The organism is Labrys sp. KB_33_2, from assembly GCF_052114505.1.
In the GTDB taxonomy this organism is placed as follows: Bacteria; Pseudomonadota; Alphaproteobacteria; order Rhizobiales; family Labraceae; genus Labrys.
Window position 1 is genome coordinate 155,563 of record NZ_JBFREW010000011.1, and the last position, 23,894, is coordinate 179,456.

Genomic DNA, 23,894 nt, shown 5'->3' on the forward strand with positions numbered 1-23,894 from the left:
TCACCTGCTCGCCTTGGTCCAGGGGAAGAAGACGTTGCGCGTCGCGGTGAAGGCCGGCGCGAGTTCCGGGGCATGGCGCTGCAGCACGGTGAGGAGCGAGTTCTCCTGGACCCAGCGGAAGCCGGCCGGCGTATAGATCTCGGGACAAAAATCCTCGGTGAAGAAGCGGTCGCTCTTGAGGCGGCGCGAGGCCATCAGGATGAAGATGCGGAAGGCCGTGTCCGAAAAGCCGAAGCCGGGCGGCGAACCATTATGGGCATTACTCTCGACCAGGGTGCCGACCAGGAGGTCGACCTGTTCGACCGTGCGGTAGACTTCGGCAAGCTCAGTGCGCCAGGTCGTGTCATTGGTCAGTTCCTCGAAATTGCGCGGTACCGGCGCGCCGATCTGGCGCCGGAACTCGCAATAGCGCGGCACGCCGCGCTCGCGGTCACGCAGAATGTCGATGGCGGCGAGGTCGACGAAGATGTTCTCCTCCACCCTCTTGTCGAGCCTTCTCAGCGTGTTGGGGAAATTATGCAGCACCAGGGCGCCGGGGTGGGAAGTGCCGAGCGAATAGACGACGTTGAGAAAGCCGGCTTCTTGGTAGACGGTGCGGGTCTTGCCCGCGAAGACGTCGGTGAGGTTGCGCTCGAACAGGGCGTCGTCATCCTCGTGACGGCGGAAGGAAAAGCTGTCCGGCATCAGCGAATGCAGGCGGTAGCAGGCGGCGAACTCCTCCGTCATGGCATAGGGCGCGCCGTGATGGTTCTTGGGGGAACCTGGGATGCCCGACAGGATCTCCCCGTCGCTGATACGGCCGAAGCTGTTCTTGTAGGTCTCGCCGAGCAGGCCGAAATAATTGCCGCGCATGGCAAAACGGCCGGACGGGGAGTTCATCAGGGCCGGGGTCCACTCGGCCGTGTGGATCTTGGCAAGCAAGGCGGCGTTGACCAGACGGGCCTTCTGGAACAGCCATTCGCCGGATTTGTCGGGATGGTCGATGCGCAGGCGGTCGACGATGGCGTTGTGCTCGCGGGCGAACAGCGTATGCAGCACGGAGAGGCCGACCCACCAATTGCCGTTGACGCCGGACAGTTCCGATCCCGCTTGTTTGGCTTCGGTGTCGACCGGCAGATGGCCGTGTTCGTCGAGATGGATCTTGCCGTCGGCACGGATCGCGCCGGTCGCGGGATCGCTGCGGATGCGGGTCTGCAGCGCGAGGCTGGAGCCATAGATCTGCGAGGCGTCCCACCAATGGCTCTCGGTGTTGGTGTAGGCGGCCGGCCGTCCAGGCTGGTCCGCCTCCGTCAGATCCGTCGGGGTCCGCAGCACCTCCATCGTCCTGGCCGGCCAGTCATCCCCCTCCGGGACGTCGAAGCGATGGGGATTTTCCTTCAGATTAGTGCCGTGGCTCAGCCAGTCATGCACCATGAACTGGATCCAGGCCGCCGCCAATACGTTCAGATGCGGTACGGGAACGAAGGCCTGGCGCGCCAGCAGTCTGGAACTAACCAGCCGCGGATTGGGCTCGTACAAGGTTGGCGCCACCTCGCCATAGGTCTTGTTCAATGCGACGTTTCGGCCGAAGCGTGTCTTGGCCCGCCCCATCCAGGGCTGGGCGAGATCGTTGTAGCTGCCGTCGGCCGTGCGGAACTGGAGAATGTCGAAGCCATCCGCCGGGTCGGGCCGCGCGGGTGCCGTCTCGGTATCGAAGAGGTTGTTCTGTCTCAAGATTCCCCGGCTGCCGAGCATGATGGCAACGCTCACAGGGAAGGGCCAGCGGTACCAGATGCGAAAGCGGCTCGTTCCCCGTGCCAGCAGGATCAGCAAGCGATCGACAATTCCAGTCATTGCATCCCCCTTAGTGGCAGCAATGATGGGTAGGAAGCGCAGGTTTGTCGACTTGCAAATCCCGGATGATCAATCCGGAATCACGGTATTGTCACGGTATTTAACGCAATGAATTCTTCAGCATCGAGAGCATGGTGGAAGATTATACCTCGAAGATGAAAATCTTCAGGGCGCGGATTTTGTTTGTCTGATTTCTGATGAATTTACATTGACGCAAAGGGAGGGGTGACCCTTCTTGTCTGTTCAAAAGTCGTCGCGCAGTTTCAGGCTGCGCGCGGGCGCTGATGCCGAAGGATGGTGCGCTCGATCGTTTCGAGGCGCGTCTGCATTTCGATGACGAGCAAGGCGGCCCCGAGCAGCAATCCGGTGGGCAGATCGGACTGGGCCGGCGCGATGGTGAGGTTGCGCGTGGCCAGCGGCAGCGAGCGCTGATAGACCAGCTCGCGAATGCCCGACATCAGGTCCTCGCCGGCCAGTGCGAGCGTGCCGCCGATCACGATCACGCTGGGATTGAGCACGCTGACCACGTCGGAGGTCACCTCGCCGAGCACGCGTCCGGCTTCGCGCACCAGCCGCACGGCTTCCGGCTCGCCCGCCTGGGTCAGCGTGATGATGTCGCGGGCGGCCGAGGCCTCGATACCGTGGCTCCGCAGATCGCGGGCGATGGCCCAGCCGGCGGCCCGTGCCTCGACGCAGCCGAGTTTGCCGCAGCGGCAGAGCGGGGCGGGGGCGTGGGTGAGCTGAATATGGCCGATGTCGCCGGCCGCGCCCTGGGCGCCGCGATAGAGACGGCCATCGGTGATGATGCCGCTGCCGATGCCGGTTCCCGCCTTGATGTAGAGGAATTGGCCGACACCGGGCCAGAAACGACGATATTCCGCCAAGGTCATCAGATTGACGTCGTTCTCGATCGCGACCGGGGCGTCGAATTGGCGGCGCATCCAGGTGCGGATCTCGAAATCGTCCCAACCCGTCATGACGGAAGGGCCAACGACGCGGCCGCCTTCGTGGTCGACCGGCGCCGGCAGGCCGAGACCGATGCCGAGTACGTCCCCGCTGTCGCGCCCGATCTCAGCAAGCAGCGCTCGGAACTGCTCGACGATCCAGCCAAGAACCGGCACTGGGCCGCGGCGAATATCGATGTTTCCCACCGCTTCCGCCAGGATCCGTGGTTCGAGATCGGTGACGGCCAGGCGCACATGGCTCTCGCCGATATCGGCGCAAAGCGTCACGCCGAAGGCGGTGTTCAGTCGGATGAGGCGCGCGGGCCGGCCGCCGCTCGGCATCGCATCGGGTGCTTCCTCGATCAGCCCGGCGGCGAACAGGGCGGCGAGGCGTTCGGTCACGGTGGAGCGCGACAGGCCGGAGGCTTCGATCAGGGCAGAACGCGATCGCGCCTTTCCGGAGGCGATCAGCCAGAGGATCGCGCCGGCTCCCGCCGCCGAGCCTGCTTCCTGTCCCGACCTGACGCTATCCTTCACCGCGGCTCCTCGCTGCCATACCTGTTTTGCCGGCCGGCAACCTTATGACCAGAATCAGTCATAAGCCAGGAGAGAAGGGTCCATTTTCGCGAGCTCGGACGTCCCCGTCCGCTTTTTCTTGCTGCAAGCGTCGTGGTTCCAAGCTGCGGATCGTCCGACACTCTCTCAAGTGTCGTAGGGACGTCCGCGCTTCCAGGGGCATGATCAGCGCCGCCCGGTCAGCATCAGCAGATTGCCGGCGAGCACGACCGCGAGGCCTGATATGGCGAGCGTGGTCCAGACATAGCCTTCGAAGATCGTCGAAATGGCCAGCGCGACCACCGGGAACAGCACGGTGGAATAGCCGGCCCGGCTGGCTCCGATGCGCGATAGCAAAGTGAGATAGGCGGCAAAGGCGGCGACCGAGGAGAGCAGGGCCGACCAGAGCAGGGCGCCGAGATAATGCAGATTAGGCTCGATGATGAAAGCCTGACCGCGTGCGATGCTGAAGACAAACAAGAAAAGCGAGCCGTAGACCATGCCCCAGGCGGTCGCCGAGGTCAGGGAAATGGCGCGTTTCTTCAGGCTGAGGGTCAGCATGTTGCCGAAGCAGAAGCTGAGGGTGCCGACCACGCACAGGACGAGGCCGGTGAGGGCCGCGCTCGAAAGATGGTCGCCGGCGAGTTGCGGCGCGAACATCAAGCCGACGCCGGCAAAACCCATCAAGGCGGCGATGACCGAGCGCGGGCTGGGCTTCTGGCCGAATATGAGGGCGCTCAGCACGATATTGAACACCGAGGTCAGCGAAAAGACCACGGCGAGCAGGCCGGATGGTGTCGACAGGCCGCCATAGTAGAAGCACAGGAAATTGCTGGAGAAGAGCAGCAGGCCGAGCCCGGCGAAGCCGAGATGGTCCTTCCAGGCGAAGGATAGTGGGCCACCCGAAAGCATGACCCAGCCCAGCATCATCACCGCGGCGAGCAGGAAGCGCCACAGCAGCGAGACTTCCGGCGCGACCACGCCGAGTTGCATGTGCAGTGCGATCCACGAGGTTCCCCACACGAAGACCACCCCGGCATAGAGGCCGAGATCGATGGCTCCGAGCGGTGCTGCCCCGCCCGGCCCTGCATTCAAAGTCGTACTGCTCATGGCCTCGATTATCGGGGGATTTGCCGGATCGGTCCAATCAAGCTCGCGAATGGAAGTCATCGCGCCGATTGATGGTTGCGGGACGCGGACGCTTCAACCGGGCCGGAATGACGGGCCTGCCAAACAGGCTTCGATACCGGCAGTGGCGGTTGGGCGATCCGAATTTTCACTGGCCCGATTGACAAGGAGCTGCAGGGATTTTTACTTATATGAATATTTTTTTCTAATTAGTGAAGCGTTGTATTGGGAGCTTTCCGCTAACCGATAGGAGAAATGCGTATGTTGAGGCGTACCAGGTATCCAATTCGTCTATTTTTGACTGCCGCGGTCGTTGCTTTCCTATTTTCCTCAGTGCCGCACGCGATAGCGTTTGAAGACACCAACAGATATCTGCCGATCACCGAGGCAGAGGTCGAAAAGACGGTCACGCTGACGGGACGCGATCTTACCTACCGGCAGGTTGTCGAGATCGCCCGCAATGGCGCCAAGGTCGAGCTCAGCCCCGAAGCGCGTCGACGCTCGGCCGATGCCTATGGCCTTTTGCTGCAGGGCGCTGCCGAGAACGTCACGATCTATTGGTTCAATCGTGGTGCGGGAGATCAGCGTGAGACGGTGATATTCTCGGGCGATCCGACGACCCCGGAAAACACCAAGCTCTTGAAGGATCAGCAGCTCGCGCGCTTCAAGGACGGTGTCAGGGATGGCTATGGGCCGGAGATCCGGGAAGAGGCTCTCGTGCGGGCCATCATGGCCATTCGCGCCAATACGATGTCATACGAGGCGGCCAGTCCGCCTCTGACGCAAATTCTCGTCGACATGCTGAACAAGCGGGTCACTCCCGTCGTGCAGTCGCGCGGCACGCTCGGCGAGGGGGATCTGAACACGATGGGCAATATCGGGGCCGCGATGGTCGGGGAAGGGGACGCCTATTATCGCGGCGTCAGAATGCCCGCCTCCCAGGCTCTCGCCCAGGCCGGCATCAAGCCCCTCGAACCTTTTGCCGCGGACGAGGCGGCGTTGATCAGCACCAATGCCTATGCGCAGGCGCAAGCGGTTCTGCTGCTCGAAGACTCCCGGAGGCTCTTGGAATGGGCAGATCTCACTTACGCAATGGACCTGCTGGGCATGAATTCCAGCGTGACGCCGATTTCGGCTCCGGTCCAAGCGATGCGTCCCTATGACTGGCTGACCTGGGACGCCGCCCGCATCATGGACATGATCAGGGGCAGCTATCTGTTCGATGACGATCCCGCGCGCATCATTCAGGATCCGGAGAGCATGCGGGCCTCGAGCCAGCGACAGGGATCGGCCTGGCATGCCTGGGCGGAACTCAGGGATTCCGTCAGCCTTTCCATCAATTCATCGGACCACAATCCGGCCACCATGCCGGGGCTCACGCCCGAAAGTTCCTGGGAACTGAGCACACCCCAATTCATGAAATACCATGTCAAGGGTGGGCCTCTCAGTGGCGGCAAGCAGGGTTACATCTTCTCCAACGCGAACTGGGACCCCTATCCCCTTGCCAATCAGGTCGAAGCGTTCACCATTGCCCTGACGAATATGGGCGCTGCGGTCTCCCAACGGATCGAACGGTTCAAGAACCCGTTCTTCACGGTGGTCAAGCCGGCCGATATCCTGAACGCCGAAACACGCAGGAACACGCCAACGTTCGGCGGATATCTGCCGACCGACCTGTGGCAGGAACTTTCGGAGATGGGTACGCCCGTCACGCCGGCCGGGCAGGCCATCGTCTCGACGGTCGAAGACCTCCAGGCGCAGACCAGGATCAAGACCGAGCGCGCCCGCAAGGCCGTCGACCTGTCCTTCGAATTGCTCGCGCATGACCTACTCACGGCGAGCTATTGGATGGAAATCCGAAAGATCCAGAATCCATCCCGCAATTTCGGCAAGGCACCTTCCGAAGCTCTCGCGGCCTTGCGGCAGGTCGTGCCGTGGCAACAGCCAGGGGCGGAACGCCCGAAACGGCCGATCGGGATGGTGGTGTATGATTTCCTGCAGGCCAATCCGGCATCGAAATTCTATGGCGGCGGCCCAACATCTCCGGCGGCCCGGACCTTGCCGAATGCCGGGCTGCAATAGCTGCCTGACGAATGGGTGCTGGGCCAAGCAGCACCCGTTATTTCGCAGCGCCAGAGCGTTTTGATCGAACGGACTTTGACCGGCTGGTTCAATAGGCCTTTTCGTCGAAGACCGGATCGATCTTGCCGCCCCATTCGCCATGGAAACGGGCCAGCATCTCATCGGCGGCGGTGACGCCGCTTTCGACGACATCGTCCAGGCCGTCGAGGAAATGCTCCTCGTTGCGGCCTTCCCAATCCTCGATGTTGCGCGCCTTGAGTCCCTGGCGCGCGATGGCGAGGGTCCTGAGGGCGATGTCGCGGACGCTCTCACGGCGGAAGGGAGTCTTCAGGGCTTGTCGGCTGACGGAATCGCGCAGGGCCTGGCGCTCGGCCTCGTTCCAGTCCTTCACCAGGTCCCAGGCCGCGTCCAACGTGTCGTTGGAATAGAGCAGGCCGACCCAGAAGGCCGACAAGGCCGCGAGCTTGCCGGTCGGCCCAGCATCGGCGCCGCGCATTTCCAGATAGCGCTTCAGCCGCACTTCCGGAAATAGCGTGCCGAGATGGTTGGCCCAGTCCGACATGGTGGCGCGCTCGCCCGGCAATTGCGGCAGGGTGCCGGCCAGGAGATCGCGGAAGGAAGAGCCGGCCACATCGTGATAGACGTCGCCGCGCTTGACGAAATAGAGCGGCACGTCGAGGGCATAGTCGACATAACGCTCGAAGCCCATGCCATCCTCGAAGGCGAAGGGCAGCATGCCCGTGCGGTCGAGATCGGTGTGGCGCCAGACTTCCGAGCGTAGCGACAGGAAGCCGTTGGGTTTGCCGTGCAGAAAGGGCGAATTGGCGAAGATGGCAGTGGCGATCGGCTGCAAGGCGAGCGAGACGCGCAGCTTCTTCACCATGTCGGCTTCGGAGGAGAAGTCGAGGTTCACCTGCACCGTCGAGGTCCGGTACATCATGTCGAGGCCCATCACGCCGACCTTGGGCATGTAGTTCGTCATGATCTCGTAGCGGCGCTTGGGCATGCGCGGCGTTTGCTCCCGCGTCCATACCGGCGACATGCCAAGGCCCAGGAAGCGGATGCCGAGCGGGCCGCCGATCTCGCGTACCTGGGCGAGATGGGCGTGGATTTCCGAACAGGTCTGATGGATCGAGGGCAGGGGCGCGCCGGAGAGTTCGAACTGGCCGCCGGGTTCGAGCGAAATGGCGCCGCCGCCGGTAATGTCGAGCATGCCGATGATATGCTCGCCTTCCATGATCGGCTCCCAGCCGAGCATCGCCTGCATGCCCTCGAGCAAGGCGCGGATGCCGTTGGGACCTTCATAGGGAACGGGCTGGTGCGTGCCGGCCCGGAAGGGGAACTTCTCGTGCTCCGTGCCGATCCGGAATTGGGACGGCGGTTTGACGCCCTTTTCGATCCAGGCGACGAGTTCGTCGCGCGAGCCAATGGGGGTTGAATCGATTACGTCGCGGGCCATGCGGGGAGAACCTTACAAAACGGCCCGGACCATAGACAGTGCCATCCGGGAAAACAATCAGGCGCCGATACAAGATCGCGTCAAAAGTGAGAAGGGGTACTGGAGCGCGGACATGGCAGCGATATGCTCGCATGTCGCGATGTCCGCACTTTCCTGTCTCTTGAGAGTTGTGAGTCCAAGAGCGGACTGGAAGTCCGCGCTCCATAGGAGATCCCGCCTCAGCGCCAATCTCCGCGGACAGCCTGCACCAAGGCGAGGGCTGCCACCGCCGCGGTGTCGGCCCGCAGGATGCGGGGACCGAGTGAGAGGCGGGTATGGCTTGGAATGCGGCCGATGGCGCTGCGCTCGACATCGTCGAAACCGCCTTCCGGGCCGATCAGCACGGCGAGCGGCCCCCTGGGAACGGCAGCGAGCGCCTCGAGCGGGCTGGCGATCGCAGCGCTCTCGTCGCAGAAGATCAGATGCATGTCGGGGTTCCAGTCTTCGGCAAGACGCATCAGGTTCTGTTCCGGCTTGATCTCAGGCACGGAAATCACGCCGCATTGTTCGGCCGCCTCGATGGCATTCGCCCGCATGCGCTCGAGATTGACCCGGGAAACCTGGGTGCGGCGGGTGATCACGGGCTGGATGGTGCCGACGCCCATCTCCACCGCCTTCTGCACCATGTAGTCGAGCCGGGCGTGCTTGAGAGGGGCGAACAGCCAGCGCAGTGTCGGTATCGGGGTCTGGGGCCGGGTCTGCTCCTCCACCTCCAGGCCGATGCGCTTGCCTTCATGCGCGACCGCGGCGGCAAATTCGCCGTCCGTGCCGTTGAAGACCAGGATGCGCGCACCCGACTTCAGGCGCAGGACATTGCCCAAATAGTTTTGTTGCGTCTTGTCGAGCGCGACCGGCTGTCCTTCGCCGAGCGGCGCATCGACGAAAAGCCGGACGGAAAGAAAATCATAGGCGGCCATGTACCGGGTCTTTGTTCTAAGCAGAGTATTTCGAGGTCGCCCACCAGGGGGCAATATCGAGATACTCTGCAAATGTTTGAGATCTTGCAGGTTCTTACCGACCGAGCCACGTGCTGGGTCGGTAAGAACCTGCTTGCAGAAAAACAGGGGGTGGACACGCCATCAAGCTGCCCCGAACTTGCGAGATCAATAGTTCCTCTGTATCGAGAGTGTCACCACCAATCTTGCGGATGTCCTCATGTTGCGTCTCGTTTCGATTTCCCTCGTCGCCGGCACCTTGCTGGCCGCAGCACCGGTCGCAGCGCAGGAGTCGGCTCCGATCGGCAACCAGTTCTGCAACAAGGACCTGCAGCCGATGATCGATCGCCGTGGGAAGATCGCACTGGCTTTGCAGGCGATCAACAAGCGCGGGCGGCCCAAGACCTTCGAACAGGCCAAGAAGACATTCAACGAGTTCTGCGGCAGTCTCTCCTCCTACATCGAGAACGACAAGAAGATGCTGGACTACATGCAGTCCAACAAGGAGTTCTGCTCGATCACGGACGAGAATGTCAGGCAAATCTCGGCAGACCTGGCCCAGACTCAGAAAACCAAGGCGAAGATCTGCGCCCATCCGCCGCGCCAGCAGGCCGCGCCGCAGCCTGGTCGCGGCGGGGGTGGGCCTGCAGCGCCCAAGCCACCCGTCAATCTGCGCCTGCAGTAAAGGGAGAGTGCCGGCATGGTGCCGCGTCCCGCCGAGGCTGGTCTGACCGGGCTGGCGAACAAGGTGGCCGACGCACCCACCGGCAACTGGGTCGATCGCCACGCGCCGGCTGCTTGGCGACCTTTTCTGCGCCTGTCGCGCGCCGATCGCCCGATCGGCGGCTGGCTCTTGATGTGGCCCTGCTGGTGGTCGGCGGCCCTCGTTGCCCTTCATCATGGCACGGCCGGCCAGACACTCTGGCATCTGGCGCTGTTCCTGATCGGCGCCTTCGTTATGCGCGGCGCCGGCTGCACGCTCAACGATCTCGCGGACCGGGACATCGACGGCAAGGTCGAGCGCACGCGCTCGCGGCCAATCCCGTCGGGGCAGGTCACCGTCCTTGCCGCCGCGGCCTGGCTGGGGGCGCAGGGCCTGATCGGTCTTGTCATTTTGCTGCAGTTCAACCTTTTCGCCGTCCTGCTGGGGATTTCCTCGCTGGCGGTGGTGGCCGTCTACCCTTTCATGAAGCGGATCACCTCCTGGCCGCAGGCCGTTCTTGGCCTTGCCTTTTCCTGGGGCGCGCTGATGGGCTGGGCCGGCGTCGCGGCGGGGCTGGCCCTGCCGGCGCTGCTGCTGTTCGCTGGATCGGTGCTGTGGGTGATCGCCTATGACACCATCTATGCCTGCCAGGACAAGGAGGATGATGCGATCGTCGGCGTGCGCTCGACGGCGCTGCTGTTCGGCGACAAGGCGCGCGGCGCGGTCGGTGCGTTCTACGCCGGCGCAGTGGTGCTGATCGGGCTGGCGCTGGCCACCAATGGCGCCGGCCTCCTGTCCTATCTCGGTCTTGCCGGCTTTGCCGTGCATCTCGCCCGGCAGGTCATGCGCTTCGATCATCGCGACGGCGCGCTGAGCCTGATCCTGTTCCGCTCCAACCGCGACGCTGGCGCCATCCTGTTTGCCGGTCTGATCGCGGATTGCCTCTGGAACTGGCTCTAGGCCGGCTGTCAGGTCATCGTCGCCGGCAGCGCTGCAGCCAGGGCATCGACCGTCACGCGCACCTTCAGCGGCAGATGCGGCGTTTCCAGCCATAGCGCATAGGCGTCATAGAGAAAATCGGGCCGGTCCGGCAGGAGCTTGACCAGGGCGCCGGCCTGAATACGTTCGCGGACCAGCCAGGAAGGGAGCCAGGCCAGCCCCATGCCGGCCGCCGCCGCATCGGCTATGGCGGCGAGATCGTCCAGCCGCAACCGGCCGTTCGGCATGAATTCCCGCGGTTGTCCCTGCGCTGTCGGGAAAAGCCAGGGACGGATCCGGCCCGAGCGGCGATAGATGACGCAGGCATGACCGGCGAGGTCCTCGACCTGCATGGGCGTACCGTGATCGGCGAGATAGGACGGGGCGGCGCATAGGATCATGCGCTGGCGCGCGACGCGGCGCGCGATGATGCCGGCCCTGTCGTCCAGGGTACCGGTGCGGATCGCCAGATCACAGCCATTCTCGGCAAGATCGATGATGGGGTCGCCGAGCGAAAGATCGAATGCGAGGGCGGGATGCCGCCGCGCCAACTCCAGCAGGACCGGCATGATGCAGTGGCGGCCGAACAGAGCAGGCATCGCGACCCGCAGCGTGCCTCGCGGTTCGGACAATTGGTCGGCGGCAAGGGCGTCCGCGGCCTCGGCTTCGGCGAGCACGATGCGGCAACGCTCATAATAGGCACGTCCGAACTCCGTCAGGCTCTGGCGGCGGGTGGTCCGGTTGAGCAGGCGGACGCCGAGGCGCTCTTCCAGGAAGCGGACATGCTTGCCCACCATCGGCCCGGACAAGTCGAGCGCCGCGGCCGCCGCCGCAAAGGAACCGAGATCGACGGCCCTGACGAAGACGGCCATGCTCGCGAGGCGATCCATTATTCAAAACCAATGGTTTCTTCTACTCTTCCTGACACAGCATTTATCCCGGAAATGAGGAGGTGCATACCATATTCGGTTCCATTGATTAGGAGTTCTACCAAATGGCTCGCATCGTTCGCTTCCATAGCCATGGCGGCCCGGAGGTGCTGCGCATCGAGGAGATCGCGCTTCCCGCACCGGGCCGGGGCGAGATCCGCATCCAGGTCAAGGCGCTGGGGCTAAACCGGGCGGAAGCCTTGCTGCGCAGAGGCAGCTATATCGAGACGCCGGTCCTGCCGTCGGGGCTCGGCCTGGAAGCCGCCGGCGTGGTCGAAGGCATCGGTGCCGGCGTCGACGGTTTCTCGCTCGGCGACGCCGTCAGCATCGTCCCGCCGCAATCGATGGTGCGCTGGCCTGCCTATGGCGAGTTGGCGAGCTTTCCCGCCGAACTCGTGGTCAAGCATCCGCCGTCACTGGGCTGGGCCGATGCCGCAGCGCTCTGGATGCCTTATCTCACCGCCTATGGCGCCCTGGTCGACATTGCCGGGATCCGGGCGGGGGACTTCGTGGCCATCACGGCGGCCTCGAGCAGTGTGGGGCTGGCGGCGATCCAGATCGCCAATCGTGTCGGCGCCAAGCCGGTCGCGATCACCCGGACTTCCGCCAAGAGGCAGGCCTTGCTGAATCATGGTGCAGGCGACGTCATCGCTGCCGAGGAGGAAGACCTCGAAGCGCGGCTAGGGGCGATCGCCGGTCCGCAAGGGGTGCGCGTGGTGTTCGATCCGATCGGCGGCCCGCTCTTCCTGCCCCTCACGGCGGCCATGGCGCGTGGCGGCATCTTGACCGAATATGGCGGATTGAGCAGCGCGCCGACCCCCTTTCCGTTGTTCACGGTGCTGAGCAAGAGCCTGACGCTGCGCGGTTATCTCGTCCATGAGATCACGGGTGACCCCGCGCGCCTCGAAGCCGCCAAGGCTTTCATTCTCGCCGGGGTACGGGAGGGGGGGCTCCGTCCCGTGATCGCCAGGACATTCGCCTTTGACGAGATCGTCGAGGCCCATCGCTTCCTGGAGAGCAACCAGCAGTTCGGCAAGGTCGTGGTGACGTTGTGAGCGAAACCCCTGGCTCTGGCCGGAACAAGGTCCGGACCGAAGCCAGGGGGCGACTTGTGAAGCCTCAATGGTCCTGCAACTGCTCGGCGAAGCGGATCAGATTGCCATGGCAATCGGTGATCGAGAACTCATGCGTTCCCCAGGGCTTGGCCTCGAGATGGCCTTTGCGGTGCACGATGTTGAGCGCGTTGAAATGCTCGTAGAGGGCCGCGATGCCGGTGACCTCGAGCCAGCAGCTTGTGGCCTGCGGCACCCGGCGGTTGCCCGTCAGCCAGAAGCTGAGACGCACGCCGTCGCGATGCAGGAGCAGGAAGGAGATGTCGCTGTGCAGGACCTCGAAGCCGAGCCTCTGGTAGAACTGCGTGGTTTCCTCGAAGCTGAGCGAGGCGAGAGTAGGGATCGCACCGGTGAGGCGCGCGGTCACGGCCTGGTTCATGACGTCACCGCCTTCTCCAGGATGCCGCGCCAGGATGCCTGCTGATCGGCCGTGGCGCCGTCATCGGCCTGCAGCCGCGCCGCCTCGCCGCCCGAAGCGAGGTGCAACACGAGGATCGGCCTGTCGCCGAGCTCGATGCTGCCGCCTGACAAAGGCTTCTCGTTGAGGTGCCAGTCGAAGCCGGGATCGAGCACGTTGAGCCAGGGGCCCATCCTGACGATCCTTGCCAGCGGCCCACGATGGCTTTGCCTGACACCGTGATTGGCGACTTCCAGCCTGACCGGAATGGCCTCGGCGGCGGCGGCCTCCAGCACAGCCTGCAGGTCGGTCGGGTTGCCGGCCGGAGCGGCGTCCGTCGATGCTGAGGCGGGGCGGGAGAAGGGAATGGGTTGAACGCCGTCCGGCCAGGCGAGTTCGGCTAGCAGTCGCTCGAAAGCGGCGTGATCGGCCTTGTCACGGGCATAGATCTTCCAGAGTGCACCGCCCGCCGCATCGAACAATTGGATGCTGCGCAACGGTCCCTTGGGGTTGGCATCCTCCACATAGAAGGCGTGTGCAACCGAAGATGGTATCAAGGTAAGGCAGAACCCCCCGCCGGCGAAGCGAATTTCGTCATCCGACTCGGCTCCGGCAGGAAAGGTGACATCCTTTTCGTGCACGGCCGACTCATTGCGGATGAGTGACATTACGGTACCCAGATGCGGCAGGGCGGCGCAGAGCGCGTCGACCCGGACGGCCAGGCGCCTCACGCCTTCGTCGATCCGGGTCTCCAGCAGGGCGGCTTCCGAAACCCCCAATTGCGCCGCGGCATCGCGAATGCGCAATCCGGACTGACTTTCCCGGAGAGCCTGCCACCGTTGTTTTAACTCGCTCATTTCCCTTCTTTCCCTCGGTTCTGATCGGCGCAAAATAGAGAAATTCAAAACTGGGACCTAAGCTTGTTATTGCAGTTTAGAACTAAGCAAAACTGCGCAGATTATATCAATATAATCAGGCATTAATCCCTTGACACACCCCATTTGCTGCCGCAAATCGCTGAAAACTGTATGAAACGGCGCCTGCTTCTACAAGATAAATTATCTGCAGCGCAGTTTTGAATAATTATACGTTGCGGAGCCGAGATGGTCAGGTCGAATTACATGCGCAGTCGCAGCCTTGCGACGGTAGCCGCTCTTGCCTTGCTGGCGGGAAGCGTGACGTTGGCGCGCGCGCAGCAGGCTCCCGCCGGCCAGGCCGCCGCAGCCGACGAACCGGTGGTGCTCGACACCGTAACGGTGACGGCGACCAAGACCTCGGAAAAGCTGATCGACACGCTGGGCGGCGTCAGCCAGATCACCCAGGCGGAGATCGACCGGGCCCAGCCCGCTTCGGTTTCGGATCTGTTGAAGACGGTGCCGGGTGTCGCCACGCAGGTGAGTTCGAACGATCCCATGCAGTCGATCAACATTCGCGGCATGCAGGATTTCGGCCGCGTCAACGTATTGGTCGACGGTGCGCGGCAGGACTACCAGATCACCGGCCACAATGCGCAGGGCAGCTTCTATCTCGAGCCTGAATTCATCAACAATATCGACATCGTGCGCGGCCCGATCTCCAATATCTACGGTTCGGGTGCCATCGGCGGCGTGGCCTCCTTCACCACCCGCGGCATCGATTCCATCCTGACGCCTGACCAGAATTGGGGCGTGGAGCAGAAGGTCGGCGTTTCCTCCAATGGTCTGGGCGCCTTCACCTCGACCTCGGCAGGCATGCGCTTCGGCACGGTCGCCGACATCTATGGCCAGTTCATCTATCGCGGCGCCGGCGATTATCGTGACGGCAACAATGATCGCGTCACCTATACCGGCAAGAACAATTTCGGCGGCCTGCTGAAATTCAACTATCATCCGGGCGACGGCCAGACCGTCAGCCTGAGCGCGATGAGCCAGAAGTTCGACTTCGACAACAACAATACCAGCCGCGGCAATTCACGCTGGCGCAATGATGTTGTCACCTCGACCTTCACGGCCGGCTACAAGTTCGAAAGCCCCGACAACCCGCTGATCAATTTCAACGCCAAGGTCTATTATTCGGAAACCGAGAACGAGAAGACGATCATCGTTCCCGGTACCTATGCCAGCCTGGGCGTGCAGCCGGGGGACAAGCTCTCCGACAAGGTCGGGACGTTCGGCTTCGACGTCTACAATACGTCGCGCTTCTCGACGGGCGCCTTCGACCATGCCTTGACCTATGGTGTCGACGCCGCCTTCGATCGGGTCGAAACTCGGGACGGGGCCGGCGGCTTCGTCACCGCCTTCACGCCGTCGGGCACGAGGCGCCTTCTCGGCGCCTATGTCCAGGACGAGGTCCGCTACGGCGATTGGCTCCGAGTGGTTGGAGGCCTGCGCTACGATCACTACCAGCTCGAAGGCGGCAAGTACGAATCCGACGGCAGTCATCTATCGCCCAAGATCACCATCGGCGTGACGCCGATCAAGGGTATCGAACTCTACGGTACCTATGCGGAGGGCTACCGTTCGCCGTCGATCAGCGAAACGCTCATGGACGGGATTCATCCCATCCCGTCCTTCCCCATCAAGCCCAACCCGAACCTGCGGCCCGAAGTCGGCCACACCTTCGAGATCGGCGTGAATACCAAGTATGACAATGTCTTCCGGGAGGGCGATACGTTTCGTGCCAAGCTGAACGGCTTCGTCAACAATGTCGACGACTATATCGATATCGTCGCCGGTGCTCCCTATGTGCCGGGCTTCCCGGGCATTCCCCCGTTTGTCTGCAACGTCCCCAATCCGAACCCGCAGATCTGCTTCCCCACCCAGCAATATCAGAACATTGCCAAGGCGCGCCTGATGGGTGTCGAACTCGAGGCCGCCTATGACTGGGGTGCCGGTTTCGTGTCGATCGCCGGATCGCACACCAACGGCAAGAACCGGGTGACCGACCAGCCCCTGAACTCGGTGGCGCCCAACAAGGTCAGCGGTACCGTCGGCCTGCGTTTCTGGGATGATCGCCTGACCGTCGGTTCGCGGGTCACCCTGGTCGGTGCGACCTCCCGCAGGGTGACCGAACCCAGCGGCGGCTATGGCTTGGTCGACGTCTTCGCCAGCTACAAATACAGCGATAATGTCAGCGCCAGCCTGGCGGTCGATAACATCTTCGATCGCCGCTACAAGGCGTTCCTCAATTCCGATTACTCCACCGGACTGGCGGCGAAGTTCGCGCTTACCGTCAAGCTCGCGGGCAAGTGAGGAGGCGGTGATGAGAACTTCCGAACTCAGCCGTCGTGATGTCCTGGCAGGGGGCGTCTTGGCCGGCGCGCTCGCCTTACTGGCCCTGCCGGGCATAGCTCGCGCCGAAGGCATCCAGCGCGTGGTCTGCGCCGGCGCTGATGTCACCGAGATCGTGGCCAAGCTTGCCGGCGTCTCGGTCATCCAGGGCGTCGATACCACCTCCAAGGCGCCGCCTGAGGTGACCAAACTGCCGTCCATCGGCTATCTCAGACAGATCTCGGTGGAAGGCATCCTCTCCCTCAAGCCGGACCTCCTGATCGCCAATCGCGATTTGGGACCGCCGACCGCGGTGGAGCAGCTGCGCAGCACCGGATTGCGCATCGAGATCGTTTCCTTCCCCTTGAACGGGGAGGGCATGGCCGCCAAGATCAAGCATGTCGGCGGCTTGCTCGGGCGCGAGAAGGAAGCAGAGGCTCTGGCGGGCACGGTGATTTCAACCATGGCCGATGTCTCCAAGCGTCTCGACGGCATCACCAGCCATCCCAAGATCGGCTTCATCCGTTCCATCGACGGCGGCACGCCGATGGCGGGCGGCAAGATGGGGCTGGTCGATGCCACCTATGCCCTGGCCGGCGGCGCCAATGCGTTCGGAGACTTCCCCTTGTTCAAGCCGGTGTCGCGCGAGGTGCTCGCCGCCACGCCGCCCGATTTCATCCTGGCGGATAGCGCTGTCGTCTCCAACACCGGCGGCGCGGCGGTCTTTCTCGAGCAGTTGGGACTGACCTCGGCGTTTGCAGGCAGGCCCGACCGGCTGGTCGAGACCGATCTTTCCACGCTGTTCAGTTTCGGGCCGTCGGCCGCCACGCAGATCCAGTCGCTGGCACGCCGCCTGCATCCGGACCGCTTCTCGGGGTAGGGTGATGAGTCTGGTGCAAGCCACGCCGCGAAGCCTTTCCCAAGCTCTCTCGCCACGCCGGCGCGAGGCACTGGTGCAGGCTGGCCTTGCACTGCTGCTGGCAGCGGCCCTGGCCATGGGCCTCAGCTTCGGCGGCGTTCGTATCCCGGTCTCGACCTGGTTCTCAACCGTGACTGGCAGCTGGGACCTCTATTCGGGCATTCTGGTCAATATCCGCCTGCCACGCGTGCTGCTGGGCATGCTGGTCGGAGCGGGCCTTGCGATGTCCGGTGCCGGCATGCAGGCGCTTTTCCGCAATCCGCTGGCCGATCCCGGGCTGACGGGGGCTGCTTCGGGTGGCATCCTCGCCGTGGTCGCCGGCATCGTCTTGCTGGAACATGTCGGCGGTACGGGTGGTCTCGGCAGCTATGTGCTGCCCGCCGCCGCGGCTGCGGCCTGCGGGCTGACCACAGTGCTCACCTACCGCATTGCGCGCGACCGTGACGGCCATGTCAGCATCGCCAATCTCCTGCTGGCCGGCATCGGCATCAACGCCCTGGCGATGGCGGTGATCGGCCTGTTCATCACCATCGCCGACGATACCCAGCTCCGGTCGATCCAGTTCTGGATGATGGGCTCGCTCTCGGGCGCCAATTGGGTCGCCGTCATGGCTACGGGCGTGGCACTCGCGATGGCGACGGTGTTGCTGGCTCGGCAGGCGCGCGGGCTCGACGCCTTCACGCTCGGCGAAAGCGAAGCCTTCCTCTCCGGCGTCGACACCGTCCATCTCAAGCGCACCGTGATCGCAGCGACCGCCCTTGCGATCGGCGCGGCCGTCGCCTTTACCGGTCTGGTCGGCTTTGTTGGCCTGATCGCGCCCCATTGCGTGCGCCTGCTGGGCGGGCAGCGCTACCGTTTCGTGCTGCCGGCTTCTGCTCTGCTCGGGGCCGCTCTGGTGGTGGCTGCCGATACGGTGGCCCGGGTCGCGATCACGCCGGCTGAGCTGCCGATCGGCCTGGTCACCAGCCTGATCGGCGGGCCGGTCTTCATCGCCATTCTGAAAAAGGCCCAGCGCGCATGAGCCTCCAAGATGGCAATCTCCAGTTCGGCAATCTTCTGGTCCGTAACCTCACGGTCGAACGCAGCGGCCGCCCGGTGCTGCACGAGATCTCGTTCTCAGCCATATCAGGCCGCGTTCTCATCGTGATGGGACCGAATGGTGCCGGCAAGACGACATTGCTGGCGGCAATCGGCGGTGCCATGAGCCCGGCCGGCGGCGGGATAGACTTCGATGGCCGCCCGCTCATCGGCCTGCGCCCGCAGGCGATGGCGGCCCAGCGCGCCTATATGGCGCAGCATTTCGATTGCCCCTTCGCCTACAGCGTCGAGGACATCGTCGCCCTGGGCCGGCTCTGCCATGCCGGCACGCCGCGCGCCGCGCGGGACAAGGCCGCGATCGCGGCCGCGCTTGCCAGCGCCGATCTCGCTTCGCTGGCCCGCCGCCCCGTCACCATGCTCTCGGGCGGCGAGCGCCAGCGCGTGGCCTTCGCCAAGGCCGCGGCCCAGATCTTCGACCGCAGCATGGCAGGCGAGCCGCATCTCGTCATTCTGGACGAGCCGGTCTCCAGCCTCGATCCCGAGCATCAGCACCGCCTGCTCGGCCAGGCTCGGCAATTGGCGAAACAGGGCGCGACCGTGGTGGTTACCCTGCATGATCTGACGCTGGCCTCGATCTATGGCGACGATGCGCTGGTGCTCGATCGCGGCCGCATTGCGGCGCAGGGCGCCATGGCGCAAACCCTTACACCTTCCCTCATCGAGCGTGTCTTCAAGGTGCGCGTGGGCACGGCCATCCAGGATGGCGGCCCCAGCATCATGCACGCCGTTTCACAGGATCAAGCCGCATGATGAAACCGTCCCGCCTCGCCGCCGTTCTCGCCGTGCTGGTGCCCGTCATGGCGCCCCTGCCGGCCCTGGCTGCCGATGTGTCGATCGATCTCAACAAGCTCGAGACCCAGAATGGCAATTGCCGGCTGACCATGGTGCTGGTGAACGGGCGAGCGGAAGCGGCGCAGAGCCTGCGCGCCGATCTGGTGATGTTCGGCGCGGACGGCGTTGTCGCCAAGCGTCTGGCCGTCGATCTTGCCCCGATCCCTGCCAACAAGACCATCGTGAAGGCCTTCGACGTCGCGGGACTCGCCTGCGACGGTATCGGCAGCATCCTGCTCAACGACGTGCCGACCTGCCAGTTCGTCAATGCCAAGGCGGGGGAAGCTTCCTGTCTCGAGGCGGTCAGCGTCAGTTCGAAGGCCGGACCCAAATTCTTCAAGTGAGGCCAAATTCTTCAATTGAGGCCTGATTCAAGCAGGCGTCGAAACAAAGAGTGAGAGCGAGAGTGCCATGACCGAAACCGCCACGCATTTTTCCTTCGTGAATATGCTGCTCAACGCCGATCCGGTGGTGAAGGCCGTCATGCTGATCCTCGTGATCTCCTCGGTGCTGTCCTGGGGGCTGAGCTTCGAGACGGTAAGGCGACAGGGGAGGCTGCGCCGGCTTCTCCGAGCCGCGACAGCCAAGGGCCTTGGCGCCGCGCCGACTTTGGCCCAGAGCCTTCACGGGCAGGGGGAGCAGTCGGCGCAACTCGCCGTCCCCGGCGAGACCGGCGGCGAGTATCGGGGGCGCATCGAGCGGGCGATGCGCGAGGCCGCTGGCGGGCTGGTCGGCGCCAGCGATGCCGGCCTGTCGATCCTCGCGACCATTGCCGCCGTGACGCCGTTTATCGGCCTGTTCGGCACGGTGTGGGGCGTGATGAATTCCTTCTCCGCCATTGCCGGCGCCAATGACACCTCGCTGGCGACAGTGGCGCCCGGCATTGCCGAGGCTCTGTTCACCACGGCGCTCGGCCTGGTGGCGGCCATTCCCGCGCTGATCTCCTATAACCGCCTGTCGCAGGGCATGGCCGGCCTCGGCCGGCTGTTCGAACAGATCCTGCGCCGCGAGGCGGAGGCCATGGCGACCCGCCGCGGCGCGCCCATCAAGGTTGCCGGCTTCAGGGAGGCGGCGGAATGAGCTTCTCCCTCCAGGAGCCCGAAGGCGGCGAAGGGTCTGGCTATGGGTCTTGGGCGCCCAAGGCCGTCTCCGACATCAATGTGACGCCCTTCGTCGACGTGATGCTGGTGCTGCTCATCGTCTTCATGGTGACGGCGCCCATGCTGGCGGCCGGCGTCAAGGTCGATCTGCCCAAGGCGAGTGGCGTGGCGGCGATGTCGCCCACCAAGGAGCCGCTGGTGGTTTCCATCAAGGCGGACGGCTCGCTCTATATCGGCCAGGAAGCCCGCAACGGCGAGGCTTTCGATGCCGATATCCGCGCCCGTCTCGCCGCCGATCCCAAGGTGATGGCCCATATCCGTGCCGACGCCAGCGTGCCCTATGAGAAGGTGCTGGATCTGATGGCCAATCTCAGCCGTAACGGCGTCAGCCAGCTCGCCTTCATCGGCAAGGCCGACAACGCGGCCCCGCGGCCGTGATCGTGCAGCCATGACATCGATCGACATCTTCAGGGACTGGCGCGTCGGCATGATCGCGGGAGCAGCGCTCCTGCATCTGACTGTCTTCGCCGGTGCCTGGGTAATGGTGCCGCATGACGGCGTGGAAACGCGTCTCGATCGTCCGATCGAGGCGTCGCTGATGCCGGCACCGTCGAATGATGCCGTGAATGAGGCGAGCACGCCGTTGTCGCAGGAGGTCGTCTCGCCGGTGGCCGAGAGCGAAACGCTGACCGAGGATACCGTCACGGCGATTCCGCCCGATGCGGTGGCTGCCGAGCCGGTGACACCCCACGAGCAAAGCGTCGAACCTCCGCCCGCTCGGGCGGCCGAAGAGGCTCCGCCGACACCTGTCGAGCCAGAGAAGTTGGCAGCTCTGGTGCCTGACGTCGTCACCACGACGTCAACGCAGCCCAGTGCGACCGTCGCGACCGTTCCCGACACTGTGCCGAGCGAGACGGTGACTGAGCCGAAACAGCCGGTGATCGAGAAACCCGCTCCGGAAAAGCCGAAGAAGAAAGTGGAAAAGCCCAAGGACCAGCCTGTCAAGAAGAAGGCGGTCGAGGCGCCGGTCAAGGACAAGCCAGAGGTCAAGCGATTGGCCAAGCTCGATACGACCACGCAGATTCGCCGCGCTCAGAAAGGCGGGGAGGGGGCCATATCGGATATCGGTGTCGCGGAGAGTGCGCACACGCGTGCTGCGGCTCTGCAAAAATATAACGCTATTCTCGTTGCCGCGGTGAATGGACGTGTAAGGGCGATGGGCGGCATTGCTTGCCAGGGTGGTAAGCGAAGCACCGTTGCCTTCAACGTCTCCGCCTCCGGCAGTGTCGGCGGCATACGCCTCAACAGTGCGTCGGGGGATTCTGCATTGGACCGAGCTGCGCTTGCAGCCGTCCGCGCGATATCGCCGCCGCCTCCACCGGGAGGCGCCGTCTCGCGCATCGTGCCCGTCCAATGTCCAAGATCTTAACTCAAGAAAGGAACTATCCATGTTCATCGCTATGAACCGCTTCCAGGTGAAGAAGGAGTCCACCGCGGACTTCGAGACCGTCTGGCGCGATCGTGAAGTGCATATCGACAAGCTGCCGGGCTTCGTCTCCTTCCATTTGCTGCGTGGTCCGGAGCGGGAGGACCATGTGCTGTATTCCTCGCATGTGGTCTGGCGTTCCAAGGCCGATTTCGAGGCCTGGACCCAGTCCGAGGCCTTCCGTCTGTCGCACCGCAATGCCGGCAAGGGCCCGGCGCTGACGCTCGGCCATCCCGTCTTCGAGGGCTTCGAGGTCCTGCAGACGCTGGATGCGCCGGCCGAGAGCAAGGCGGCCTGATCATCACGCATTTCCCCTGCTACGAGGGGAATGACGGGCGGGTTTCGGCCTCGTCCTCCCGGGAGAAGGCGACCTCCAGCTTCCGGGTCGACGAGGGCAGGGATCCGCCCGTTCCTATGCGGTGCTTTCACACTAGAGCAAAGCGCGTTCATGACTGAACGCTTGTTCGCTCTAACTCATTGTTTCGACGCGTCTTTGCGGTTCTTGGTGGCTCCGTCGAATCGCAAAACGCTTTAAGTTGCATAAAGTCTGACTCGTGTGTGCAACCTATAGTTCTGTCATTCTCAGCCCCGACTTGCGATGCAAGTCGGGGCGACGGCGCTGCTGAAGGCGGCGGGAAGGGAATCCAGAGGCCAAAAGTCGAGCCCTGCCGCCCCTGGATTCCCTTCCCCTCGCTGCGCTCGGCCGGGAATGACAGGTCAAACTTCATCCGACCTGGTATCAAAAGGTGCTCGTCTGGGATCGCAGGCATCTCAGCGACATGCTTGCTGCTCTTCCCGTCCATCTGCCGAAGTGCCCTTAAGGCAGGCAGGGACACCTGCGATCCCAGAAGTAGCGATCCCTCTCACAGCGCCGTTCGCTTGAGGATCTCCGCTGTCTCCGCATTGGCCGGATAGAAACATTCCAGCGCCAGTTCCGACAGGGTGATGTCGACGGGTGTGCCGAACACGGTGGTGGTGGAGAAGAAGCACATCAGGCCCTGCGGTGTCCTGAGCTCGAAAGGCACGACGATGCCGCCGAGATCGGCGCGGGGCTTGCCGCGCGAGGCCGGTACCGGATAGGCGGAAAGCTCATCGAGGAGCTCGGCCAGGATCTCGTCGCCGCTGACGGCGATCTGCTGGCGCAGGCGCTCGAGCAGATGATCGCGCCATTCGGGCAGGTTGGCGGTGTGGGGGGCCAGGCCGCCCGGGTGCAGGCCGAGGCGCAGGACATTGACCGGGGGCTCCAGCAGGCTCTTGTCGGAAACCCCGACCAGCAGGGGCGCGATTGCCTTGTTGGCGGCGACCAGCGTCCAATGGCGGTCGACTGCAAGGGCGGGGTAAGGTTCGTGCCCCCCGATCACCAGCTCGATTGCCTCGCGGGCCGGGGCGAGGGCCGGGTCGTCCAGCCCGCGCTCCTGAAAGACAGGCGCATAGCCGGCCGCGAGCAGCAGGGCATTACGCTGGCGCAGCGGTACTTCGAGCCTTTCAGCCAGATGCAGCACCATTTCCCTGCTTGGCTTTGAACGCCCGCTTTCCATGAAGCTGAGATGGCGTTGCGAGATCTCAGCTTCCAGCGCGAAGTCGAGCTGGCTCATGCGGCGATGCTGGCGCCAGGCGCGCAGATGGTCGCCGACCCCCCGGGCGGCCCTCGCCTGTGGCGAGGCGCCCGGGCGGCGGACGGCCTGGATGTTGCCGCGGGCGCTCATGCGGCCGCCGGAACCTGATCGAGGAAACCGCTGACTTCGTGCAGCCGTCCCTCGTCGAGCCGGGCGAAGTCGGTGCCCTTGATCGGCCCATCGGCGCCCGCCGGACCGAGCTGCCAGGAGAAACGGACATGATCGCCATGACCATCCGCTTCGCCGATCAAGGAAAAGCGAAAGTCCGGGAAGCGCTGCTGCACGGCCGTGATCAATCCGTCGATCTGGTCATGACCCTGGCCACGCATCAGCGGGTCGACATAGAGGGCGTCCTGCGTCCAGGAAGCATCGAGCAAGGCACGCCGGCGGGCGGGATCGGTCTCGTTCCAGGTGGCGATATAGATGCGGGCGATGGTGGCGGGATCGGTCATCGACGTGTTCCTTTTGGCAAGCCTGATTGCTTCAGGCCCGCTCAGCATGG

General features: G+C 63.8%; 23 protein-coding genes. 13 read left to right on the forward strand and 10 right to left on the reverse strand.

The features are described 5' to 3' along the window. From AB4037_RS20245 to AB4037_RS20255, 3 genes are all read right to left on the reverse strand, one after another. Positions 1 to 1,833 (reverse strand): peroxidase family protein, encoded by a 1,833-nt coding sequence (locus AB4037_RS20245; RefSeq protein WP_441772733.1) that lies wholly within the window; start codon positions 1,831 to 1,833, stop codon positions 1 to 3. A 263-nt stretch (positions 1,834 to 2,096) separates the two neighbouring features. Next, positions 2,097 to 3,314 (reverse strand): ROK family protein, encoded by a 1,218-nt coding sequence (locus tag AB4037_RS20250; protein ID WP_441772734.1) that lies wholly within the window; start codon positions 3,312 to 3,314, stop codon positions 2,097 to 2,099. 204 nt (positions 3,315 to 3,518) lie between these two features. Further along, entirely contained in the window at positions 3,519 to 4,442 is a 924-nt protein-coding gene (locus AB4037_RS20255; protein WP_434955332.1) for a DMT family transporter, read from the reverse strand. Between the two features lie 351 nt (positions 4,443 to 4,793). Between AB4037_RS20255 and AB4037_RS20260 the strand changes: the two genes are divergently transcribed. Then, positions 4,794 to 6,542, forward strand: a complete 1,749-nt coding sequence (locus tag AB4037_RS20260; RefSeq protein WP_441772735.1) for an aromatic amino acid ammonia-lyase — start codon at positions 4,794 to 4,796, stop codon at positions 6,540 to 6,542. 88 nt (positions 6,543 to 6,630) lie between these two features. Here the strand turns inward: AB4037_RS20260 and AB4037_RS20265 are convergent, their stop codons facing one another. Then, positions 6,631 to 8,001, reverse strand: coding sequence for a glutamate--cysteine ligase (locus tag AB4037_RS20265; protein WP_441772736.1), 1,371 nt, complete (start codon positions 7,999 to 8,001; stop codon positions 6,631 to 6,633). 218 nt (positions 8,002 to 8,219) lie between these two features. Beyond that, the gene (locus tag AB4037_RS20270; protein WP_434955335.1) at positions 8,220 to 8,957 is read right to left on the reverse strand and encodes a 16S rRNA (uracil(1498)-N(3))-methyltransferase; all 738 of its coding nucleotides are present in this window, start codon (positions 8,955 to 8,957) and stop codon (positions 8,220 to 8,222) included. Between the two features lie 238 nt (positions 8,958 to 9,195). Between AB4037_RS20270 and AB4037_RS20275 the strand changes: the two genes are divergently transcribed. Beyond that, on the forward strand, positions 9,196 to 9,660 hold the full coding sequence (locus AB4037_RS20275; protein ID WP_434955336.1) for a hypothetical protein: 465 nt from the start codon (positions 9,196 to 9,198) through the stop codon (positions 9,658 to 9,660). An 18-nt stretch (positions 9,661 to 9,678) separates the two neighbouring features. Next, entirely contained in the window at positions 9,679 to 10,638 is a 960-nt protein-coding gene (gene ubiA, locus AB4037_RS20280; RefSeq protein ID WP_441772849.1) for a 4-hydroxybenzoate octaprenyltransferase, read from the forward strand. Between the two features lie 8 nt (positions 10,639 to 10,646). On the opposite strand, the gene AB4037_RS20285 is transcribed toward ubiA, so the two are convergent. Then, the gene (locus tag AB4037_RS20285; protein ID WP_441772737.1) at positions 10,647 to 11,546 is read right to left on the reverse strand and encodes a LysR family transcriptional regulator; all 900 of its coding nucleotides are present in this window, start codon (positions 11,544 to 11,546) and stop codon (positions 10,647 to 10,649) included. A 104-nt stretch (positions 11,547 to 11,650) separates the two neighbouring features. Here AB4037_RS20285 and AB4037_RS20290 point away from each other — a divergent pair, with 104 nt between their 5' ends. After that, positions 11,651 to 12,640: a zinc-dependent alcohol dehydrogenase family protein gene (locus AB4037_RS20290; RefSeq protein ID WP_441772738.1), complete on the forward strand. Its 990-nt coding sequence runs from the start codon at positions 11,651 to 11,653 to the stop codon at positions 12,638 to 12,640. Between the two features lie 64 nt (positions 12,641 to 12,704). Here AB4037_RS20290 and AB4037_RS20295 read toward each other — a convergent pair whose 3' ends face one another. Together AB4037_RS20295 and AB4037_RS20300 are read right to left on the reverse strand one after the other, a co-directional pair. Then, the gene (locus AB4037_RS20295; protein ID WP_149251795.1) at positions 12,705 to 13,076 is read right to left on the reverse strand and encodes a VOC family protein; all 372 of its coding nucleotides are present in this window, start codon (positions 13,074 to 13,076) and stop codon (positions 12,705 to 12,707) included. Next, positions 13,073 to 13,951, reverse strand: a complete 879-nt coding sequence (locus AB4037_RS20300) for a ChuX/HutX family heme-like substrate-binding protein (RefSeq protein ID WP_441772739.1) — start codon at positions 13,949 to 13,951, stop codon at positions 13,073 to 13,075. The genes AB4037_RS20295 and AB4037_RS20300 overlap by 4 nt, the downstream gene beginning before the upstream one ends. Positions 13,952 to 14,197: 246 nt before the next feature. Between AB4037_RS20300 and AB4037_RS20305 the strand changes: the two genes are divergently transcribed. The 9 genes from AB4037_RS20305 (at position 14,198) to AB4037_RS20345 (ending at position 22,074) form a co-directional block, all read left to right on the forward strand. After that, positions 14,198 to 16,324, forward strand: coding sequence for a TonB-dependent hemoglobin/transferrin/lactoferrin family receptor (locus AB4037_RS20305; RefSeq protein WP_434955340.1), 2,127 nt, complete (start codon positions 14,198 to 14,200; stop codon positions 16,322 to 16,324). 10 nt (positions 16,325 to 16,334) lie between these two features. Beyond that, positions 16,335 to 17,222, forward strand: coding sequence for a heme/hemin ABC transporter substrate-binding protein (locus AB4037_RS20310; RefSeq protein WP_434955341.1), 888 nt, complete (start codon positions 16,335 to 16,337; stop codon positions 17,220 to 17,222). A 4-nt stretch (positions 17,223 to 17,226) separates the two neighbouring features. Beyond that, on the forward strand, positions 17,227 to 18,282 hold the full coding sequence (locus AB4037_RS20315) for a FecCD family ABC transporter permease (RefSeq protein ID WP_441772740.1): 1,056 nt from the start codon (positions 17,227 to 17,229) through the stop codon (positions 18,280 to 18,282). Further along, on the forward strand, positions 18,279 to 19,109 hold the full coding sequence (locus AB4037_RS20320) for an ATP-binding cassette domain-containing protein (RefSeq protein ID WP_441772741.1): 831 nt from the start codon (positions 18,279 to 18,281) through the stop codon (positions 19,107 to 19,109). Before AB4037_RS20315 ends, AB4037_RS20320 begins: the two co-directional genes overlap by 4 nt. After that, entirely contained in the window at positions 19,106 to 19,534 is a 429-nt protein-coding gene (locus AB4037_RS20325; RefSeq protein WP_434955344.1) for a hypothetical protein, read from the forward strand. Before AB4037_RS20320 ends, AB4037_RS20325 begins: the two co-directional genes overlap by 4 nt. A 67-nt stretch (positions 19,535 to 19,601) precedes the next feature. Next, positions 19,602 to 20,270, forward strand: a complete 669-nt coding sequence (locus AB4037_RS20330) for a MotA/TolQ/ExbB proton channel family protein (RefSeq protein WP_441772742.1) — start codon at positions 19,602 to 19,604, stop codon at positions 20,268 to 20,270. Further along, positions 20,267 to 20,728 carry an ExbD/TolR family protein gene (locus AB4037_RS20335; RefSeq protein WP_441772743.1) on the forward strand — a complete coding sequence of 154 codons (462 nt, stop codon included), beginning with the start codon at positions 20,267 to 20,269 and terminating at the stop codon, positions 20,726 to 20,728. The genes AB4037_RS20330 and AB4037_RS20335 overlap by 4 nt, the downstream gene beginning before the upstream one ends. A gap of 10 nt (positions 20,729 to 20,738) precedes the next feature. Then, the gene (locus AB4037_RS20340; RefSeq protein WP_434955347.1) at positions 20,739 to 21,719 is read left to right on the forward strand and encodes a TonB family protein; all 981 of its coding nucleotides are present in this window, start codon (positions 20,739 to 20,741) and stop codon (positions 21,717 to 21,719) included. A 19-nt stretch (positions 21,720 to 21,738) separates the two neighbouring features. Then, positions 21,739 to 22,074 carry an antibiotic biosynthesis monooxygenase family protein gene (locus AB4037_RS20345; RefSeq protein ID WP_105862441.1) on the forward strand — a complete coding sequence of 112 codons (336 nt, stop codon included), beginning with the start codon at positions 21,739 to 21,741 and terminating at the stop codon, positions 22,072 to 22,074. Between the two features lie 565 nt (positions 22,075 to 22,639). Here the strand turns inward: AB4037_RS20345 and AB4037_RS20350 are convergent. Beyond that, positions 22,640 to 23,482, reverse strand: a complete 843-nt coding sequence (locus tag AB4037_RS20350; protein ID WP_434955348.1) for a helix-turn-helix domain-containing protein — start codon at positions 23,480 to 23,482, stop codon at positions 22,640 to 22,642. Next, positions 23,479 to 23,844, reverse strand: a complete 366-nt coding sequence (locus AB4037_RS20355; protein ID WP_434955349.1) for a nuclear transport factor 2 family protein — start codon at positions 23,842 to 23,844, stop codon at positions 23,479 to 23,481. Before AB4037_RS20355 ends, AB4037_RS20350 begins: the two co-directional genes overlap by 4 nt. Between the last annotated feature and the right edge of the window lie 50 nt (positions 23,845 to 23,894).

What these genes read in the sequence shown, in the direction of transcription:
- AB4037_RS20245 (WP_441772733.1), bottom strand. Translation starts at nt 1,833, where the DNA reads ATGACTGGAATTGTCGATCGCTTGCTGATCCTGCTGGCACGGGGAACG.
- AB4037_RS20255 (WP_434955332.1), bottom strand. Translation starts at nt 4,442, where the DNA reads ATGAGCAGTACGACTTTGAATGCAGGGCCGGGCGGGGCAGCACCGCTC.
- AB4037_RS20265 (WP_441772736.1), bottom strand. Translation starts at nt 8,001, where the DNA reads ATGGCCCGCGACGTAATCGATTCAACCCCCATTGGCTCGCGCGACGAA.
- AB4037_RS20270 (WP_434955335.1), bottom strand. Translation starts at nt 8,957, where the DNA reads ATGGCCGCCTATGATTTTCTTTCCGTCCGGCTTTTCGTCGATGCGCCG.
- AB4037_RS20275 (WP_434955336.1), top strand. Translation starts at nt 9,196, where the DNA reads ATGTTGCGTCTCGTTTCGATTTCCCTCGTCGCCGGCACCTTGCTGGCC.
- AB4037_RS20285 (WP_441772737.1), bottom strand. Translation starts at nt 11,546, where the DNA reads ATGGATCGCCTCGCGAGCATGGCCGTCTTCGTCAGGGCCGTCGATCTC.
- AB4037_RS20290 (WP_441772738.1), top strand. Translation starts at nt 11,651, where the DNA reads ATGGCTCGCATCGTTCGCTTCCATAGCCATGGCGGCCCGGAGGTGCTG.
- AB4037_RS20295 (WP_149251795.1), bottom strand. Translation starts at nt 13,076, where the DNA reads ATGAACCAGGCCGTGACCGCGCGCCTCACCGGTGCGATCCCTACTCTC.
- AB4037_RS20300 (WP_441772739.1), bottom strand. Translation starts at nt 13,951, where the DNA reads ATGAGCGAGTTAAAACAACGGTGGCAGGCTCTCCGGGAAAGTCAGTCC.
- AB4037_RS20305 (WP_434955340.1), top strand. Translation starts at nt 14,198, where the DNA reads ATGGTCAGGTCGAATTACATGCGCAGTCGCAGCCTTGCGACGGTAGCC.
- AB4037_RS20310 (WP_434955341.1), top strand. Translation starts at nt 16,335, where the DNA reads ATGAGAACTTCCGAACTCAGCCGTCGTGATGTCCTGGCAGGGGGCGTC.
- AB4037_RS20315 (WP_441772740.1), top strand. Translation starts at nt 17,227, where the DNA reads ATGAGTCTGGTGCAAGCCACGCCGCGAAGCCTTTCCCAAGCTCTCTCG.
- AB4037_RS20320 (WP_441772741.1), top strand. Translation starts at nt 18,279, where the DNA reads ATGAGCCTCCAAGATGGCAATCTCCAGTTCGGCAATCTTCTGGTCCGT.
- AB4037_RS20325 (WP_434955344.1), top strand. Translation starts at nt 19,106, where the DNA reads ATGATGAAACCGTCCCGCCTCGCCGCCGTTCTCGCCGTGCTGGTGCCC.
- AB4037_RS20330 (WP_441772742.1), top strand. Translation starts at nt 19,602, where the DNA reads ATGACCGAAACCGCCACGCATTTTTCCTTCGTGAATATGCTGCTCAAC.
- AB4037_RS20335 (WP_441772743.1), top strand. Translation starts at nt 20,267, where the DNA reads ATGAGCTTCTCCCTCCAGGAGCCCGAAGGCGGCGAAGGGTCTGGCTAT.
- AB4037_RS20340 (WP_434955347.1), top strand. Translation starts at nt 20,739, where the DNA reads ATGACATCGATCGACATCTTCAGGGACTGGCGCGTCGGCATGATCGCG.
- AB4037_RS20345 (WP_105862441.1), top strand. Translation starts at nt 21,739, where the DNA reads ATGTTCATCGCTATGAACCGCTTCCAGGTGAAGAAGGAGTCCACCGCG.
- AB4037_RS20350 (WP_434955348.1), bottom strand. Translation starts at nt 23,482, where the DNA reads ATGAGCGCCCGCGGCAACATCCAGGCCGTCCGCCGCCCGGGCGCCTCG.
- AB4037_RS20355 (WP_434955349.1), bottom strand. Translation starts at nt 23,844, where the DNA reads ATGACCGATCCCGCCACCATCGCCCGCATCTATATCGCCACCTGGAAC.